Source organism: Zoogloea sp. 1C4 (assembly GCF_009469605.1).
Classification (GTDB): Bacteria; Pseudomonadota; Gammaproteobacteria; order Burkholderiales; family Rhodocyclaceae; genus Zoogloea; species Zoogloea oryzae.
This window is the reverse complement of sequence record NZ_SSXU01000003.1, coordinates 67,139-81,841: the sequence shown is the minus strand read 5'-3', so window position 1 is coordinate 81,841 and position 14,703 is coordinate 67,139. Positions and strand designations below refer to the sequence as shown.

The window sequence follows — 14,703 nt, the reverse complement described above, 5'->3', positions numbered from 1 at the left end:
TTCAGGCCGGGCCGGGTTCGGCCGCCAGCGGGGTCGGGGCGGTCGGGCGGGGCTGGCCGTAGGTCTTGAACAGGGTGAGGACTTCGTCCATCTCGGCGCTGCAGAGGATGTGCGGCTCGCCCAGCTGACAGGCGCGCCAGTATTGCTCGCAGAGGTTCTCGAACTCGACGGCCAGCGCCAGGGTGCCGCGCAGGTCGCCGCCCAGCACCAGCATGCCGTGATTGGCGAGCAGACAGGCGCGGCGGCCTTCGAGGGCGGCGATGGCCCCGTCGGAGAGCGCCTGGGTGCCGAAGGTGGCGTAGGGCGCGCAGCGCACGTCGGTGCCGCCGAAGCGGGCGATCATGTAATGGAAGGCCGGAATGGCGCGTCGGTGACAGGCCAGCGCGGTGGCGAAAGGCGAGTGGGCGTGGAGCACGGCGCCCACGTCGGGCCGCGCGGCGAGGATGTCCCGGTGGATGCGCCACTCGGACGACGGAGCGAAGGGCCCGTGCCAGCTGCCGTCCATCCCCATCAGGGCCATGTCGTCGGGGCTGAGTTCGTCGTAGGGGCGGCCGGTGGGCGTGATCAGGAAGCCCCTGGTGCAGCGCACGCTGGCATTGCCGGCGGTGCCAGCGTTGAGTCCGCAGTGGGCCATCTCCCGGGCCGTGTCGAGGAGGCCGGCCCGCAATACGTTCTCGTTCATGATCACTTGCTCCAGTCCGGGATCAACGGTGCTCGATGGCGGCGAGGGCGTCGGCAGCAAACACGCCGAACTCGCAGATTATGCCAGCCAGAAGCCCGGCAGGCGTGACGTCGAAGGCCGGGTTGCAGGCCGCGGTGGTGTCGCTGGCGATGCGCAGGCAGGCTGCGCCGCCCTGTTCGTCCAGCCCGTGGATGAGGCGCACCTCGTCGGCGCTGCGCTCCTCGATGGGGATCGCCCGGCCGTTCGGGCAGGCGAAGTCGATGGTCGAGCGGGGCGCAGCGATGTAGAAGGGCACGCCGTGGGCGCGGGCGGCCAGGGCCTTGAGGTAGGTGCCGACCTTGTTGGCGCTGTCGCCGTTGGCGGCGATGCGGTCGGCGCCGGTGATGACCAGATCGACCCGGCCTTCGGCCAGCAGCCAGCCGGCGGCGTTGTCGGCGATCAGGGTATGGGGCACGCCGGCGCGGGCGAGTTCCCAGGCGGTGAGGAGGCCCTGGTTGCGCGGGCGGGTTTCGCTTACATAAACGTGCAGCGGAATGCCTGCGGCGTGGGCGGCGTAGATGGGCGCCAGCGCGGTGCCGTGGCCACAGGTGGCGAGCCAGCCGGCGTTGCAGTGGGTCATCAGCTGGAGCGGCCGGCCTTTGGCCTGGGCCAGGGATTCGAGGATCGCCTTGCCGTGCTCGCCGATGGCAGCGTTGGCGGCGGCGTCGCCGGCGCGGATGGCCTCGGCGGCGGCCCAGGCGGCGGCGGGGCGCTCCAAGGCGGGCAGCGGGGCGAGGGCGTCCTGCATCCGGTCGAGGGCCCAGTGGAGGTTGACCGCAGTGGGGCGGGTGGCGCGCAGCACCGTGTCGGCGTGGGCTAGGGCGGCGTCGGAGGCCTCGGTCTTCAGGGCCAGGGCCACGCCGAAGGCGGCGGTGGCACCGATCAGCGGCGCGCCGCGCACCTGCATGTCGCGGATGGCGACGGCGGCGTCGGTGAGGGTGTCGAGGCGGACGAAGCGTTCAGTCCAGGGCAGGCAGGTCTGGTCGAGGATCACGACCTCATCGCCGTTGCGGGTGATGGTGGGGCAGGCGTCGGACACGGTGGGGTGCTTCAGGAGGATGGGCGAAGGCGCGATTGTATCGGGGCCGGCGCACCGGGTGGCTGGCCGGCGGGGGCGTCATCTGCCAGAATCGGCCCGCCTTTTTGCGTTGATCCAGCCCGGAGTGATCGTCATGCCCCGTTTTCCCGCCCCTGTGGTTTCCCGTCTGCCCGCGGTGGGCACCACGATCTTCACCGTGATGTCGCGCCTGGCCCAGGAGTGCGGGGCGATCAACCTCTCCCAGGGCTTTCCGGATTTCAGCGCGGAAGACCTGCTCTTCGAGCGCGTTTCCCACTGGATGCGCGCCGGCCACAACCAGTACGCGCCGATGTCTGGCGTGCCGGCGCTGCGCGAGGCCATCGCCGCCAAGGTCGCCGCGCTCTATGGTGCGAGCTACGACCCGGAAACCGAGATCACCGTGACCGCGGGGGCGACCCAGGCGCTGTTCACCGCGGTGGCGGCGCTGGTGCATCCGGGCGACGAGGTGATCGTCTTCGAGCCGGTGTACGACTCCTACGTGCCGTCCATCGAGCTGGCGGGCGGCGTGGTGAAGCGCGCCCGGCTGTCGGCACCGGATTACCGCCCCGACTGGGCCGCGGTGCGGGCGCTGGTGTCGCCGAAGACCCGCATGATCATGATCAACACGCCCCACAACCCGAGCGGCACCGTGTGGTCGCCGGACGACATGCGGGCCCTGTGCGATCTGGTGCGCGGCACCGGCATCATCGTGGTGGCCGATGAGGTGTACGAGCACATCGTCTTCGACGGCCGGCGCCACGAGAGCGCGGCGCTGTATCCCGATCTGGCCGAGCGCAGCGTGATCGTGTCGAGCTTCGGCAAGACCTACCACGTGACCGGCTGGAAGGTGGGCTACGTGCTGGCCCCGCAGGCGCTGATGGCCGAGTTCCGCAAGGTGCATCAGTTCAACGTGTTCACCGTGAACACCCCGGTGCAGCTGGCGCTGGCCGACTACATGATGGATGCGTCGCGCCACCTGGGGCTGGCGGCCTTCTATCAGGCCAAGCGGGATGTCTTCCGGGCCGGGCTGGCGGGCACGCGCTTCGAGCTCCTGCCGTGCACCGGCACCTACTTCCAGACCGTCCGCTACGGGGCGATCTCGGATGCGCCCGACACCGACTTCGTCCAGTGGCTGACCCGCGAGGTGGGCGTGGCGGCGATCCCCCTGTCGGCCTTCTTCGGCGACGGGCGCGACGAGCGGGTGATCCGCTTCTGCTTTGCCAAGCGCGACGAGACGCTGGAGGCGGCTTTCGAGCGGCTCCGGCGCTTCTGCTAAACTCGGCGGCTTACCGCTGGAGCCCTCGACGTGCGCAATATCCTCCTGTTCATCCTGTTCCTGATCGGCCTTTACTACGTGCGGCGCGCCCTGCGCCGGCCCGGCGCGCCCGGCCCCCAGGCCCCGCGGCAGGATGACGAGCCGGCGCCCCAGCGCGGCGCCCCGGTGGCCGAGATCGAACAGATGGTGGCCTGCGCCCACTGCGGCCTGCACGTGCCCGAGAGCGAGAGCGTGCGGGGCGGTGGCAGCTTCTACTGCTCCGAGGAGCATCGCCGTCTCGGCCCGCGCAGCTAAGCCGCGCCCGTGAAGCTCGAGCTGCCCCAGCGGGATGTCGGCCTGGCCGACGACTTCAGCCGCTCCGAGCCGCTGCGCTATCTCAACCTGTTTCGCCTGACCCTCGCCGGGCTGTTTCTGGTGGCGGGGCCGTCCCTGCATCTGGGCAGCGATTCGCCCACCATCTTTTTCGGTGTCTCGTTTGCCTACGTGGCGGCGGTGCTCAGCTTCGGCTTTCCCGATGCGGCCCGGCTGCTCGGGCACAACCGCCTGGTCACCGTCCAGGTGCTGGTGGATGTCACCTCGCTCACCCTCATCATGTGGGCGAGCGGCGGCTACCGCAGCGGCATCCCGATCCTGATCCTCATCGCGCTCGCCGGCGCCGGGCTGGTGGGGCAGGGGCGGATGGTGCTGTTCTACGCGGCCTACGCCACCGTGGCGGTGCTGCTGGAGAACATGTTCCGGCTGTTGTCGGGGCGCGAGACGGTGGATTTCTTCACCGTCGGCATCACCTGCATCGGCTTCTTCGCCATTGCCCAGGTGGCGCGCCTGCTGGCGCTGCGGGCCATCGCCAACGAGAATCTGGCCCGCCAGCGGGGCGTCGATCTGGCCAGCCAGCTGCGCCTGAACCGCCAGATCATCCAGGACATGCAGGACGGCGTGCTGGTGGTGGGCGACGGTGGCGTGGTGCGCCAGTTCAACCCCCAGGCGGTGGCGCTGCTGGGGGCCGAGCTGCGCGAGGGCGCAACCCTCGGCGAACACGCCCCGGCCCTGGAGCGCGAACTCCGGCGCCGGGCCGAGCACGGCGATTCGGCCCACAGCCTGCGGGCCGACGGCAGCGGCAAGATGCTGCTGGCGCGCTTCCTGCCCGCCGGCGAGGCCAACGAAACGCTGGTCTACCTGGAAGACTTCGACCGCATCCACCGCCAGATCCAGCAGGTCAAGCTGGCGGCGCTGGGGCGGCTCACCGCCAGCATCGCCCACGAGATCCGCAACCCGCTGGCGTCCGTCTATCAGGCGGCCGAGCTGCTGCGCGAGGAGAAGCGCGGCGACATGCAGGCCCGGCTGATCCGCATCATCGGCAACAACGCCCAGCGCATCGACCGGCTGGTGGCCGACGTGCTGGCCCTCGGCCGGCGCGACGAGGCGCTGCCCGAGGCGCTGCCGCTGGCGGAGTTTGTCGATGAGTTCATCGAGGAGTTCGACGTGGCCGAGAGCGGTGCCCGCGGAGTGGTGGTGAATCGCGTGCCGCCGGGGCTCGAGATGGCCATGGACCGGGCCCATCTGCGCCAGATTCTGTGGAATCTCGTCGGCAATGCACGACGTCATTGCAGCGGCGCGCCTGCTGCGGTAAAAATCGATGCTGCGCTGCGAGATGATGGACGCGTAGCGCTGGATGTGTCCGACGACGGCCCGGGGATTGCCGAGGCGCTGCGGGCGCAGGTTTTTGAACCCTTCTTCACCACCCACTCGAAAGGCACCGGCCTCGGGCTCTACATCTCGCGGGAACTCGCCGAAGCCAACGGCGCGGTGCTCGAACTGTGCGTGACGCCGCCGGCCGAAGCCGGCACCACCGCAGCCCTGCCGGGAGCCCATTTCCGGATCATCGGACGCGTGAAACCATGACCCAGATCGAAAGACGGGCCCGCTCCAGCGGCCCCGACGTGCTCATCGTCGATGACGAGGACGACATCCGCGAGCTGCTCGAACTGAGCCTGCTGCGCCTCGGTCTTTCCAGCGATGGCGCCGCCACCCTGGCCGAGGCCCGGGCGCTGCTCGGCCAGAAGCGCTACCGCCTGTGCCTGACCGACATGCGCCTGCCCGATGGCGACGGGCTCGAGCTGGTGCGCTACATCTCCGAAACCTGCCGCGACCTGCCGGTGGCGGTGATCACCGCCTTCGGCAGCATGGACAACGCGGTCACGGCCCTCAAGGCCGGGGCCTTCGACTACCTCTCCAAGCCGGTCTCCATCGACCAGCTGCGGGCGCTGGTCAAGTCGGTGTTCTCGGTGACGGCCAAGGATGACGACGACAGCAAGAAGGACACCTCCAGCCTCACCGGCGAGTCGCCGGCGATGGTGCAGGTGCGCTCGCTGATCGAGAAGCTCGCCCGCAGCCAGGCGCCGGTGTTCATCTCGGGTGAATCCGGCAGCGGCAAGGAGCGCGCCGCCCGGATGATCCACGACCTCGGCCCGCGTGCTGCGGCGCCCTTCGTGGCGGTCAACTGCGGGGCGATCCCCGAGAACCTGATGGAGAGCGAGTTCTTCGGGGCCAGGAAGGGCGCCTTCACCGGCGCCGACGCCGACCGGGAAGGCTTCTTCCAGGCGGCCCACGGCGGCACCCTGTTCCTCGACGAGGTGGGCGATCTGCCGCTGCCGATGCAGGTCAAGCTGCTGCGGGCGATCCAGGAGAAGAAGTTCCGCCGCCTGGGCGACACCACCGAGACCCAGGTTGACGTGCGCATCCTCAGCGCCACCCATCAAAACCTCAAGGCGATGGTCGAGGCCACCCGCTTCCGGCAGGATCTGTTCTACCGCCTCAACGTCATCGAGCTGCGCATGCCGCCGCTGCGCGAGCGCGCCGAAGACATCCCCCAGCTCGCCGGAATCCTCCTCGCCCGGCTGTCCGAATCGTCCGGCCTGCCGCCGGTGCGCCTCAGCGAGGGGGCGCTGCGGGCGCTCAAGGCCTATGCCTTCCCGGGCAACGTACGCGAGCTGGAGAACATCCTCGAGCGGGCGATGGCCCTGTCATCCGGCGAGTTCATCGAGGCCGACGACCTGCTCCTCGACCCCTCCGACATGGGCGAGGCCAGCCCTGCAGCGCCGGCCACCCCGGGCGGCGCCGACCTGCAGGAATACCTCGACCAGGTGGAGCGCCACGTGATCGAAGAGGCCCTCGAAAAATCCGGCGGCAACCGCACCGCCGCGGCCCGGGCGCTGGGCGTCACCTTCCGCTCGCTGCGCTACCGGCTCGAACGGCTGGGCATCAAGGAGTGATGGACAGCGAACCGGATGCCGTCCAGCGGGTCGTCAAGATCCGCCGCGACTACAACACCTGGGTCGCCCGCGAAACCATCGAGGACTACGCCCTGCGCTTCACCCCGCGCAGCTTCCGGCGCTGGTCCGAGCTGCGGGTGGCCAACACCGCCTTCGGGGTGGCGTCCTTTCTGGTGCTGGAGGCCGTGGGCGCCACGCTGCTGGTGGATTACGGCTTCCTCAACGCCCTGTGGGCGATCCTCGCCACCGGGCTGATCATCTTCCTGGCCGGCCTGCCCATCAGCATCTACGCCGCCCGCTACGGGGTGGACATGGATCTGCTCACCCGTGGCGCGGGCTTCGGCTACATCGGCTCGACGCTCACCTCGCTGATCTACGCCTCGTTCACCTTCATCTTCTTCGCCCTCGAGGCGGCGATCATGGCCTACGCCCTGGAGCTGGCCTTCGACATACCGCCGGCCTGGGGTTACCTGCTGTGCGCGGTGGTGGTGATCCCGCTGGTCACCCACGGGGTTACGGCCATCAGCCGGCTCCAGTCCATCACGCTGCCCCTGTGGGTGCTGATGCTGGTGGTGCCCTTCGTGTTCGTGTTCGCCGCCCGGCCCGGCATCCTCTCGGAGCTGGCCGGCTACGGCGGTGAGCACGGCGTGGGGGCGGGCTTCAACCTGCACGCATTCGGCGCGGCGCTCACGGTCGGCATCGCGCTCATCACCCAGATGGGCGAGCAGGCCGACTACCTGCGCTTCATGCCCGAAAAGACCGCCACCAACACCCGCCGCTGGTGGGCTGCGGTGCTGGTGGGTGGCCCCGGCTGGGTGCTGCTGGGCGTGGTCAAGATGCTCGGCGGGGCGCTGCTGGCCTATCTGGCAATCAGCAACGCGGTGCCCATCCAGCGGGCGGTGGACCCGAACCAGATGTACCTCGCCGCCTACGAATACGTCTTCCCCGACCTGCGCTGGGCGGTGGCGGCTACGGCGCTGTTCGTGGTGATCTCCCAGCTCAAGATCAACGTGACCAACGCCTACGCCGGCTCGCTGGCGTGGTCGAACTTCTTCGCCCGGCTCACCCACAGCCATCCCGGGCGGGTGGTGTGGGTGGTGTTCAACACCGCCATCGCGCTGATGCTGATGGAGCTGGACGTGTTCCAGGCCCTCGGCAAGGTGCTGGGCCTGTACGCCAACGTGGCCATCGCCTGGATGATGGCGGTGGTGGCCGATCTGGTCATCAACAAGCCCCTGGGCCTGTCGCCGCCGGGCATCGAGTTCAAGCGGGCGCACCTCTACGACGTGAATCCGGTGGGTGTGGGGGCGATGGGGATTGCCTCGCTGCTGTCGGTGGCGGCTTGGGCGGGCGCCTTCGGGCCGGGGCCCCAGGCGTTCTCGGCGCTCATCGCGCTGGTCACCGCCTTTGTGGCTTCGCCGCTGATCGCCTGGGCCACCGGCGGGCGTTATTACCTCGCCCGCCCGCCCCACGCGGCCACCGGCGACGGGCGCTGCGTGATCTGCGAGCGCGAATACGAAGCCGACGACCTGGCCCGCTGTCCCGCCTATCAGGGGCCGATCTGCTCCCTGTGCTGCTCGCTGGACGCCCGCTGCAACGATCTGTGCAAGCCGGACGCGCGACTCTCCGTGCAGTGGGCCGGGGCGATGCGCCGGGTGCTGCCCGAGGCCGCGTGGCCCTACGTGGAGAGCGGCCTCGGCCACTACCTGCTGCTGATGGGCGTGCTGGCGCCGGCCCTGGCGGTGCTGGTGTGGCTGCTCTACCAGCAGGGCGTCCAGCTGCTCGGCACCGACGGGGCCGAGGCCGTCGAAGCCCTGCGCCTGGCCTTCATCAAGGCCTACATGAGCCTGCTGCTGGTGAGTGGGCTGGTGGTGTGGTGGCTGGTGCTCACCCACAAGAGCCGGCAGGTGGCGCAGGAGGAATCCAACCGCCAGACCAGCCTCCTGATGCGCGAGATCGAATCCCACCGCCGCACCGACGAGCAGCTCCAGCGGGCCAAGCAGGCGGCGGAGCTGGCCAACCAGGCCAAGAGCCGCTACATCACCGCCATCAGCCACGAGCTGCGCACGCCCCTCAACAGCATCCTCGGCTACGCCCAGATCCTCGACGGCGACGACGCGATCCCGCCCCACCGGCGGCAGGCCATCAATGTCATCCGGCGCAGCGGCGACCACCTGCTGTCGGTGATCGAGGGCACCCTGGACATCGCCCGCATCGAGGGCGGCAAGCTGGCGCTGGATGTGAAGCCGATCGATTTCAAGGATTTCCTCCAGCAGATCGTCGGCATGTTCGAGGTCCAGGCCCGCAACAAGGGCCTCAGCTTCCGCTTCGAGCCCATCGGCGAGATTCCGCCGGTGGTGCGCGCCGACGGCAAGCGGGTGCGCCAGATCCTCATCAACCTGCTGGGCAACGCGGTGAAGTTCACCGCCAAGGGCTCGATCTGCCTGCGCCTCACCTACCGCATGGAGATGGCGACCTTCGAGGTGGAGGACACCGGCCCGGGCATCTCCCAGGCCGAGATCGAACGCATCTTCGATCCCTTCTCCCGCGGCACCTCGGCCCAGGGGGCGGGCGGCGCCGGGCTGGGCCTCACCATCAGCCGGATGTTCGCCGACGTGATGGGCGGCGAGCTCACCGTCAAGAGCCAGCCGGGCGCGGGCAGCACCTTCCGGGTGCGCCTGTTCCTGCCCCAGGTGCGCGGCGAGGTGGCCGTGCGCGAGCTGCCGCGCAACCGCGTCGGCTACCGGGGCGAGCGCCGGCGCATCCTGGTGGTGGATAACGAGCGGGTCGATCGGGAGTTCCTCATCACCCTGCTGGAGCCCCTGGGTTTTTCGCTGGCCCAGGCTGCCAACGGGCAGGAATGCCTGAGGGTGCTGCCGCGCTTCAAGCCCGATCTGGTGTTCATGGATCTGGCGATGCCGGGCATGGACGGCTGGGAGGTCGTGCGGCGCATCCGCGCGGGCGAGGGCGGTGCCGAGATGGCCGCGGTGCCGGTGGCGATCATCTCGGCCAACGCCTACGAGCGCGGCCTGCATTCCGACGACAACGACCTCGCCATCGGCAGCAACGATTTCTTCCTCAAGCCCGTGCAGGTGGCCGAACTGATCGACTGGATCGGCCGGCGCCTGTCGCTCGATTGGCTCGAGCCCAACCAGCCCGAGCCGCCCCCGGCGCTGCCTGTCGACATGGTCTATCCGCCGCCCGAGGTGGTCGCCGATCTGGCCGAGCAGGTCGAGATGGGCTACGTGAAGGGCATCCTGCGCCGGCTCGACGAGATCGAGGCGCTCGACGCTGCCTACGCGCCCTTTGTTGCCGAGCTCCGCGACCTCACCCGCAACTTCCGCCTCGACGCCATTCCGCCCTTGCTGGACAAAGCCCGCCATGCCTGATTTCGACCGGCTCAACTCCGATCTCGTGTTAATCGTGGACGACATCCCCGAGAACCTCTCGCTGCTCCACGACGCCCTCGACGAGGCCGGCTACACGGTGCTCGTTGCCACCAACGGCGAATCGGCGCTGCAGCGCGCCCGCCACAGCGTGCCGGACGTGATCCTCCTCGACGCGGTGATGCCGGGCATGGACGGCTTCGAGGTGGCGCGGCGGCTGAAGGCGGATTTCACCACCCAGCACATCCCCATCGTGTTCATGACCGGCCTCACCGAGACCGAGCACGTGGTGGCCGCCTTCGACGCCGGCGGCGCCGATTACGTCACCAAGCCGATCCGCCCCCAGGAGGTGCTGGCCCGCATCGCCGCCCACATGCAGAGCGCCCGCCTGATGCGCCAGGCCCGCAGCGCGCTGGATGCCTTCGGCCAGGCCACCCTGGCCGTGCAGCCCGAGACCGGCCGGCTGGTGTGGCAGACGCCGCTGGCCCGCAAGCTGCTGGGCGAATACTTCGGCATCGACGACGACAACGCCCCCCAGGCCGTGCGCGCGTGGATCGCCGAATCCGCCAAGGCCCGCCGCGACGGCCACGCCTTTCCGCCGCTCACCATCAGCAGCGGCGCCAAGCGGCTGGTGTTCACGCTCCACGAGCGGGCCGGCGAGGACGAATGGCTGCTGGCCCTGCGCGAAGAATCCGACACCGCGATGATCGAGGCCCTCCAGGCCGCCTTCCGCCTCACCACCCGCGAGGCCGAGGTGCTCTACTGGGTCATCAAGGGCAAGACCAGCCCGGACATCGGCGAGATCCTGGGCTCCAGCCCGCGCACCGTGAACAAGCACCTGGAGCACGTCTTCGCCAAGCTCGGCGTCGAAAACCGCACCGCCGCCGCGTCGGTGGCGATGGCGCGGATCCGGATGGGCGGCGGCGAAGGCTAGGCGGGGCACGATTGAACAACGGAGTGATGGCACCTTCCGGGCCTATTCCACGAGCTTGTTTGAAGACCATAAAAAGACTATATTAAGCCCATTCTTTCCCGGGGCACGATCATGCGCTATTCATCTCAAGTCAAGCCAATCAGCTATCTCAAGGCCAATGCCGCCGAGGTCTTGACACAGCTTGCCGAACAGCGGGAACCCCTGGTCATCACCCAGAATGGCGAAGCCAAGGCGGTTCTGCAGGACGTCGCTTCATTCGAAGAGACCCAGGAAACCCTGGCCCTGCTCAAGATACTGGCCCTGGGCACCCAGGAGGTGGCGGCTGGCAAGGTCAAGCCGGTGGCCGATGTCGTCGCCCGCCTGCGCGCCAAGCGGACCTCGGCCTGATGGCTGGCGCACCGGCCCGGTTCGATGTTCTGCTTACGGAAGGGGCAGAGCGCGACCTGGAGTCCATCCACGACTACATCGCCGAGTTTGACTGCGTGGCCAACGCCAATTACGTGCTGGATGCGCTGATGGACGTGGTGGAGAGTTTGGCGATATCACCCGAGCGTGGCAGTCATCCGAGGGAATTGCTTGGCCTCGGCATCAAGGAATTCCGCCAGACCTTCTTCAAGCCCTACCGCGTGATCTACCGCGTCACGGGCAGCGAGGTCATCATTCATTTGATCATCGACGGGCGCCGCGACATGCAATCGCTACTGGCCCGCCGTCTGCTGGGCGGTTGAGCCGGCGGCGAGTAGCTGCGCGATTGCTTCGGCAGGCAGCGGGCGGGCGAACAGGAAGCCCTGCATCACGCTGCACTGGCGCTCGAGGAGGAAATCCCGCTGGGCTTCGGTCTCGACGCCTTCGGCGATGACCTTGAGGCCCAGGTCGCGGGCGATGGAGAGGGTGGCGGCGGCAATGGCGGCGTCTTCGGCGTCGCCGGGGAGGTCGCGCACGAAGGAGCGGTCGATCTTGAGGTGGGTGAGGGGCAGGCGCTTGAGGTAGGCGAGGCTGGAGTAGCCCGTGCCGAAGTCGTCGAGCGCGAGGCCGATGCCCATGGCGCGCAGGGCGCCCAGCTGGGCTTCGATCTCGGGGGTCGGCTGCATCAGGGCGCTCTCGGTGAGTTCGAGCTCCAGCCGGTCGGGGGTGGCGCCGCTGTCGGCGATGATCTGGCGGACCCGGGTGAGGAAATCCGGCTTGCGGAACTGCAGCGCCGAGATGTTGATGGCGACCACCGGGCAGGTGTGGCCGGTGCGCTGGGCCAGGGTCTGCCATTCGGCCTGCTGGCGGCAGGCTTCGCGCAGCACCCAGTCGCCCAGGGGCTGGATGAGGCCGGTCTCTTCGGCGATGGGGATGAACTCGTGGGGCGAGACGCGGCCGCGCTCGGGGTGGTTCCAGCGCACCAGGGCCTCGACGCCGACGAGGGTCTGGCCGGGCATCTGCCACTGGGGCTGGTATTCGAGGATGAGTTCGTTGCGGTCGAGGGCGCGGCGCAGGGCGTTTTCGAGCTTGAGCCGGGCGTAGGCGCGGCTGTTCATGTCGGGCGTGAAGAAGCGGAAGTCGTTGCGGCCTTCGCTCTTGGCGTCGTACATGGCGGTGTCGGCGTGCTTGAGCAGGGTGTTGATGTCGGCGCCGTTGCCCGGATAGAGGGCGATGCCGACGCTGGTGGAGGTGACGAGATCCTGGTTGCCCACGTGGAAGGGGGCGTTGAGGCTGGCGATGAGCTTGCGGGCGACGGTGGCGGCGTCGTCGGGGCGGCCGAGCTGGGGCAGCAGCACGACGAATTCGTCGCCACCGATGCGGGCCAGGATGTCTTCGTCGCGCAGGCTGCCGGAGAGCCGCTTGGCCACGGCCGAGAGCAGGCGGTCGCCCACCGGGTGGCCGAGGGTGTCGTTGATGGTCTTGAAGTTGTCGAGATCGAGGAACAGTACGCCCAGGCGCAGCTGGTTGCGGCGGGCGAAGGCGAGGGCCTGTTCGGCGCGGTTGATCCAGAGGGTGCGGTTGGGCAGGCCGGTGAGGGTGTCGTAGTGGGCCAGGTAGTGGATGTGGGCTTCGGCGGCGCGACTGGCGGTGACGTCCTGCACGGTGCCCCGCAGCAGGGTGCCGCCGGCGGGGTTGGGGGTGGCCTCGATGGTGAAATGGACGGTGCGGCTCTCGCCGTTTTCGGGGGGCAGGCGCACGTCGAGGCTGGCATTGGGCTGGCCGTTGGCCACCCGGTGGAGGGCATCGCGAAGGGTGGAGCGGTCGGACGGGAGCACGGCGTCGAGCAGGGCGCCGAGCTGGCTGTCGCACTCGGCGGGGATGCCGAGCACCCGGTAGAGCTCGGCCGACCAGTGGCTGGCGCCGGTGATGGGGTCGGCCTCCCATGAGCCGAGGCGGGCGATGCGCTCGGCGTGGGTGAGGATGGCCTGCTGGGCTTGGAGGCGCCGGCTGGTGTCGGCGAGCTCGCTGGTGCGCTGGCCCACCATCTCCTCGATGCGTCGGGCACGCCCGGTGGTGGCGAGGAGGAAGGCGCCGAGGAGGCCGGTGGACACCAGGCCGATGGCGATCAGGGTCCAGGTTTCCCAGCCGCGGTTGAGGGCGGCGTAGGCCGGTGTGGGGGCAAAGCCGAGGCGCCAGGTCTGGCCGGCGAAGTCGAAGGTTTCCTGCCAGGTGTGGATGCCGCCGGGGCCGGCCTGGCCCACCGAGGGGCACTGGGCAAGGCCGGCAAGGCGCTTGCCGCGGGGCTGGGCAATGGTCACTTCTTCGAGGCAGTAGCCCACCCCGGGCACCGGTTGCTGGCTGAGGACGCTCTCGACCGCCTCTTCGAGCCGCAGGGCGACGAACACGAGGCCGGCCGGCGGGGTCTGGAGCGTGCTGCCGGGGGCGAGGGTGCGCTGGTAGATCACCACGCCGAGCTTGTGCTCGGTTTCCTGGGTGAGTTCGAAGGCGCGGGTGGCGGCGGCGGTGCCGCTGGCCACGGTGCGCTGGACGGCGTCGAAGGAGTTGGGGATCGAGCTGACGTTGACGCCCAGGGCGCGGCGGTTGCGGCTGAGCGGGGTGATGTGGCGGATGACGAAGTATTCGTCCCGCGGGGCGAGGGGGACCAGCTGGTTGTGGCCGTCCCGGTCGACAACCCGGAAATCCGCGGTGGCAGGCGAGGTGCGGGCGCTGCGTTCAAGGGCGGGAACCCCGGCAGCGGGGGTGAGGGCAATCCAGCCGATGGCCTGGAGCCCCGGGTAGCGCGACTGCCAGGTGGACGAGAGTTGTTCGAAAGTGGGCGTATCGATGGCGGGAGAGGCCACCATCACGCGCTCGCTGGCCTGGAGCACGTCCAGGTAGTCGGCAAAGCGTGTGCGGACGAGGCTGGCGAGGTGGCTGGCGTCGCGCTCGAAGCGGGATTGCAGGCGCTGTTGTTCCCACCGGGCAACCTGGATCTCGAGCCCCACCAGCAGGACGAGGGCGATGCCCAGGGGCAGGGCGATGGGCAGCCGGCTGCGGTGCCCATTCGTTGCGCGGGGTGCCGATGAAGACGAAGGTGAGCGGCGCGGCGATGAGGATTCCGATGGCGTCGCCGGCCCACCAGCTCCACCAGCTGAAGGCGGCTTCAGCCGGGGGTAATCCGCCCAGCACGACCAGCGCGGCCACGCCGATGGTGGCGCCCACGAGGCAGCTCAGCGGCGCGGCGGCAAACAGCAGGCGGACGATGGAATCCGCGGTGTCGAGGGTGATCGGAAAACGGATCCAGCGCCGGGCCATGAAGGTGCCTGCGAAGGCCTGGAGCGAGGCGCCGACGCCGACGTAAAGCGGCAGCAGCAGGCTGCGGTCGGGCAGCCCGGCATGAAAGCCCGCGTAGATGTTGGTGACGATCGAGCCGGCAAGAATTGCCGGCCAGATGCCGTAGCCGTAGATGAGCATCGCCGCGAGCGCGACCCCGGCGGCCGGGAACAGCGGCGCCACGTAGCCCGGCGGGATGGCAAGGTGAAGTGCGATGAGCCCGCAGACCGTATAGGCGAGGGCGATGCCCAGTTGCGGGCGAATGCCAGGTGCGATGCGCATCGGGTCGGTTTGAGTACGGTAGGCGGGTGTCTGGCAG

Annotated in this window: 12 protein-coding genes; 8 read left to right on the top strand and 4 right to left on the bottom strand. The window is 69.3% G+C overall.

Annotated features, from left to right (window positions below; all coding sequences use genetic code 11):
* Position 1: 1 nt before the first annotated feature.
* Both GH681_RS04810 and mtnA read right to left on the bottom strand, forming a co-directional pair.
* The gene (locus GH681_RS04810) at positions 2–682 is read right to left on the bottom strand and encodes a class II aldolase/adducin family protein (protein ID WP_153160297.1); all 681 of its coding nucleotides are present in this window, start codon (positions 680–682) and stop codon (positions 2–4) included.
* Positions 683–704: 22 nt separating this feature from the next.
* Positions 705–1,760, bottom strand: a complete 1,056-nt coding sequence (gene mtnA / locus GH681_RS04805) for an S-methyl-5-thioribose-1-phosphate isomerase (protein ID WP_153160296.1) — start codon at positions 1,758–1,760, stop codon at positions 705–707.
* Between the two features lie 133 nt (positions 1,761–1,893).
* On the opposite strand from mtnA, the gene GH681_RS04800 reads away from it, so the two are divergent.
* The 8 genes from GH681_RS04800 to GH681_RS04765 all read left to right on the top strand — a co-directional run bounded on the left by GH681_RS04800 (position 1,894) and on the right by GH681_RS04765 (position 11,371).
* Positions 1,894–3,054 carry a pyridoxal phosphate-dependent aminotransferase gene (locus GH681_RS04800; protein WP_153160295.1) on the top strand — a complete coding sequence of 387 codons (1,161 nt, stop codon included), beginning with the start codon at positions 1,894–1,896 and terminating at the stop codon, positions 3,052–3,054.
* A 30-nt stretch (positions 3,055–3,084) separates the two neighbouring features.
* Positions 3,085–3,348 carry a PP0621 family protein gene (locus GH681_RS04795; protein ID WP_153160294.1) on the top strand — a complete coding sequence of 88 codons (264 nt, stop codon included), beginning with the start codon at positions 3,085–3,087 and terminating at the stop codon, positions 3,346–3,348.
* Between the two features lie 9 nt (positions 3,349–3,357).
* Positions 3,358–4,953, top strand: coding sequence for a PAS domain-containing sensor histidine kinase (locus GH681_RS04790; protein ID WP_228111781.1), 1,596 nt, complete (start codon positions 3,358–3,360; stop codon positions 4,951–4,953).
* Positions 4,950–6,323 (top strand): sigma-54 dependent transcriptional regulator, encoded by a 1,374-nt coding sequence (locus GH681_RS04785; protein WP_153160293.1) that lies wholly within the window; start codon positions 4,950–4,952, stop codon positions 6,321–6,323. The genes GH681_RS04790 and GH681_RS04785 overlap by 4 nt, the downstream gene beginning before the upstream one ends.
* Complete coding sequence (locus GH681_RS04780) at positions 6,323–9,712, top strand: ATP-binding protein (RefSeq protein ID WP_153160292.1); 3,390 nt, start codon at positions 6,323–6,325, stop codon at positions 9,710–9,712. The genes GH681_RS04785 and GH681_RS04780 overlap by 1 nt, the downstream gene beginning before the upstream one ends.
* Positions 9,705–10,643, top strand: coding sequence for a response regulator transcription factor (locus GH681_RS04775; RefSeq protein WP_153160291.1), 939 nt, complete (start codon positions 9,705–9,707; stop codon positions 10,641–10,643). The genes GH681_RS04780 and GH681_RS04775 overlap by 8 nt, the downstream gene beginning before the upstream one ends.
* Positions 10,644–10,754: 111 nt before the next feature.
* Positions 10,755–11,030, top strand: coding sequence for a type II toxin-antitoxin system Phd/YefM family antitoxin (locus GH681_RS04770; protein ID WP_153160290.1), 276 nt, complete (start codon positions 10,755–10,757; stop codon positions 11,028–11,030).
* Positions 11,030–11,371, top strand: a complete 342-nt coding sequence (locus GH681_RS04765; RefSeq protein WP_153160289.1) for a type II toxin-antitoxin system RelE/ParE family toxin — start codon at positions 11,030–11,032, stop codon at positions 11,369–11,371. Before GH681_RS04770 ends, GH681_RS04765 begins: the two co-directional genes overlap by 1 nt.
* Here GH681_RS04765 and GH681_RS04760 read toward each other — a convergent pair.
* Together GH681_RS04760 and GH681_RS23580 are read right to left on the bottom strand one after the other, a co-directional pair.
* A complete protein-coding gene (locus tag GH681_RS04760) occupies positions 11,342–13,897 on the bottom strand; it encodes an EAL domain-containing protein (protein ID WP_228111792.1) in 2,556 nt (851 codons plus the stop codon). The genes GH681_RS04765 and GH681_RS04760 overlap by 30 nt on opposite strands.
* Complete coding sequence (locus GH681_RS23580; protein WP_153160287.1) at positions 13,785–14,666, bottom strand: MASE1 domain-containing protein; 882 nt, start codon at positions 14,664–14,666, stop codon at positions 13,785–13,787. Before GH681_RS23580 ends, GH681_RS04760 begins: the two co-directional genes overlap by 113 nt.
* Between the last annotated feature and the right edge of the window lie 37 nt (positions 14,667–14,703).

What these genes read in the sequence shown, in the direction of transcription:
- GH681_RS04810 (WP_153160297.1), bottom strand. Translation starts at nt 682, where the DNA reads ATGAACGAGAACGTATTGCGGGCCGGCCTCCTCGACACGGCCCGGGAG.
- GH681_RS04800 (WP_153160295.1), top strand. Translation starts at nt 1,894, where the DNA reads ATGCCCCGTTTTCCCGCCCCTGTGGTTTCCCGTCTGCCCGCGGTGGGC.
- GH681_RS04785 (WP_153160293.1), top strand. Translation starts at nt 4,950, where the DNA reads ATGACCCAGATCGAAAGACGGGCCCGCTCCAGCGGCCCCGACGTGCTC.
- GH681_RS04780 (WP_153160292.1), top strand. Translation starts at nt 6,323, where the DNA reads ATGGACAGCGAACCGGATGCCGTCCAGCGGGTCGTCAAGATCCGCCGC.
- GH681_RS04775 (WP_153160291.1), top strand. Translation starts at nt 9,705, where the DNA reads ATGCCTGATTTCGACCGGCTCAACTCCGATCTCGTGTTAATCGTGGAC.
- GH681_RS04770 (WP_153160290.1), top strand. Translation starts at nt 10,755, where the DNA reads ATGCGCTATTCATCTCAAGTCAAGCCAATCAGCTATCTCAAGGCCAAT.
- GH681_RS04765 (WP_153160289.1), top strand. Translation starts at nt 11,030, where the DNA reads ATGGCTGGCGCACCGGCCCGGTTCGATGTTCTGCTTACGGAAGGGGCA.
- GH681_RS23580 (WP_153160287.1), bottom strand. Translation starts at nt 14,666, where the DNA reads ATGCGCATCGCACCTGGCATTCGCCCGCAACTGGGCATCGCCCTCGCC.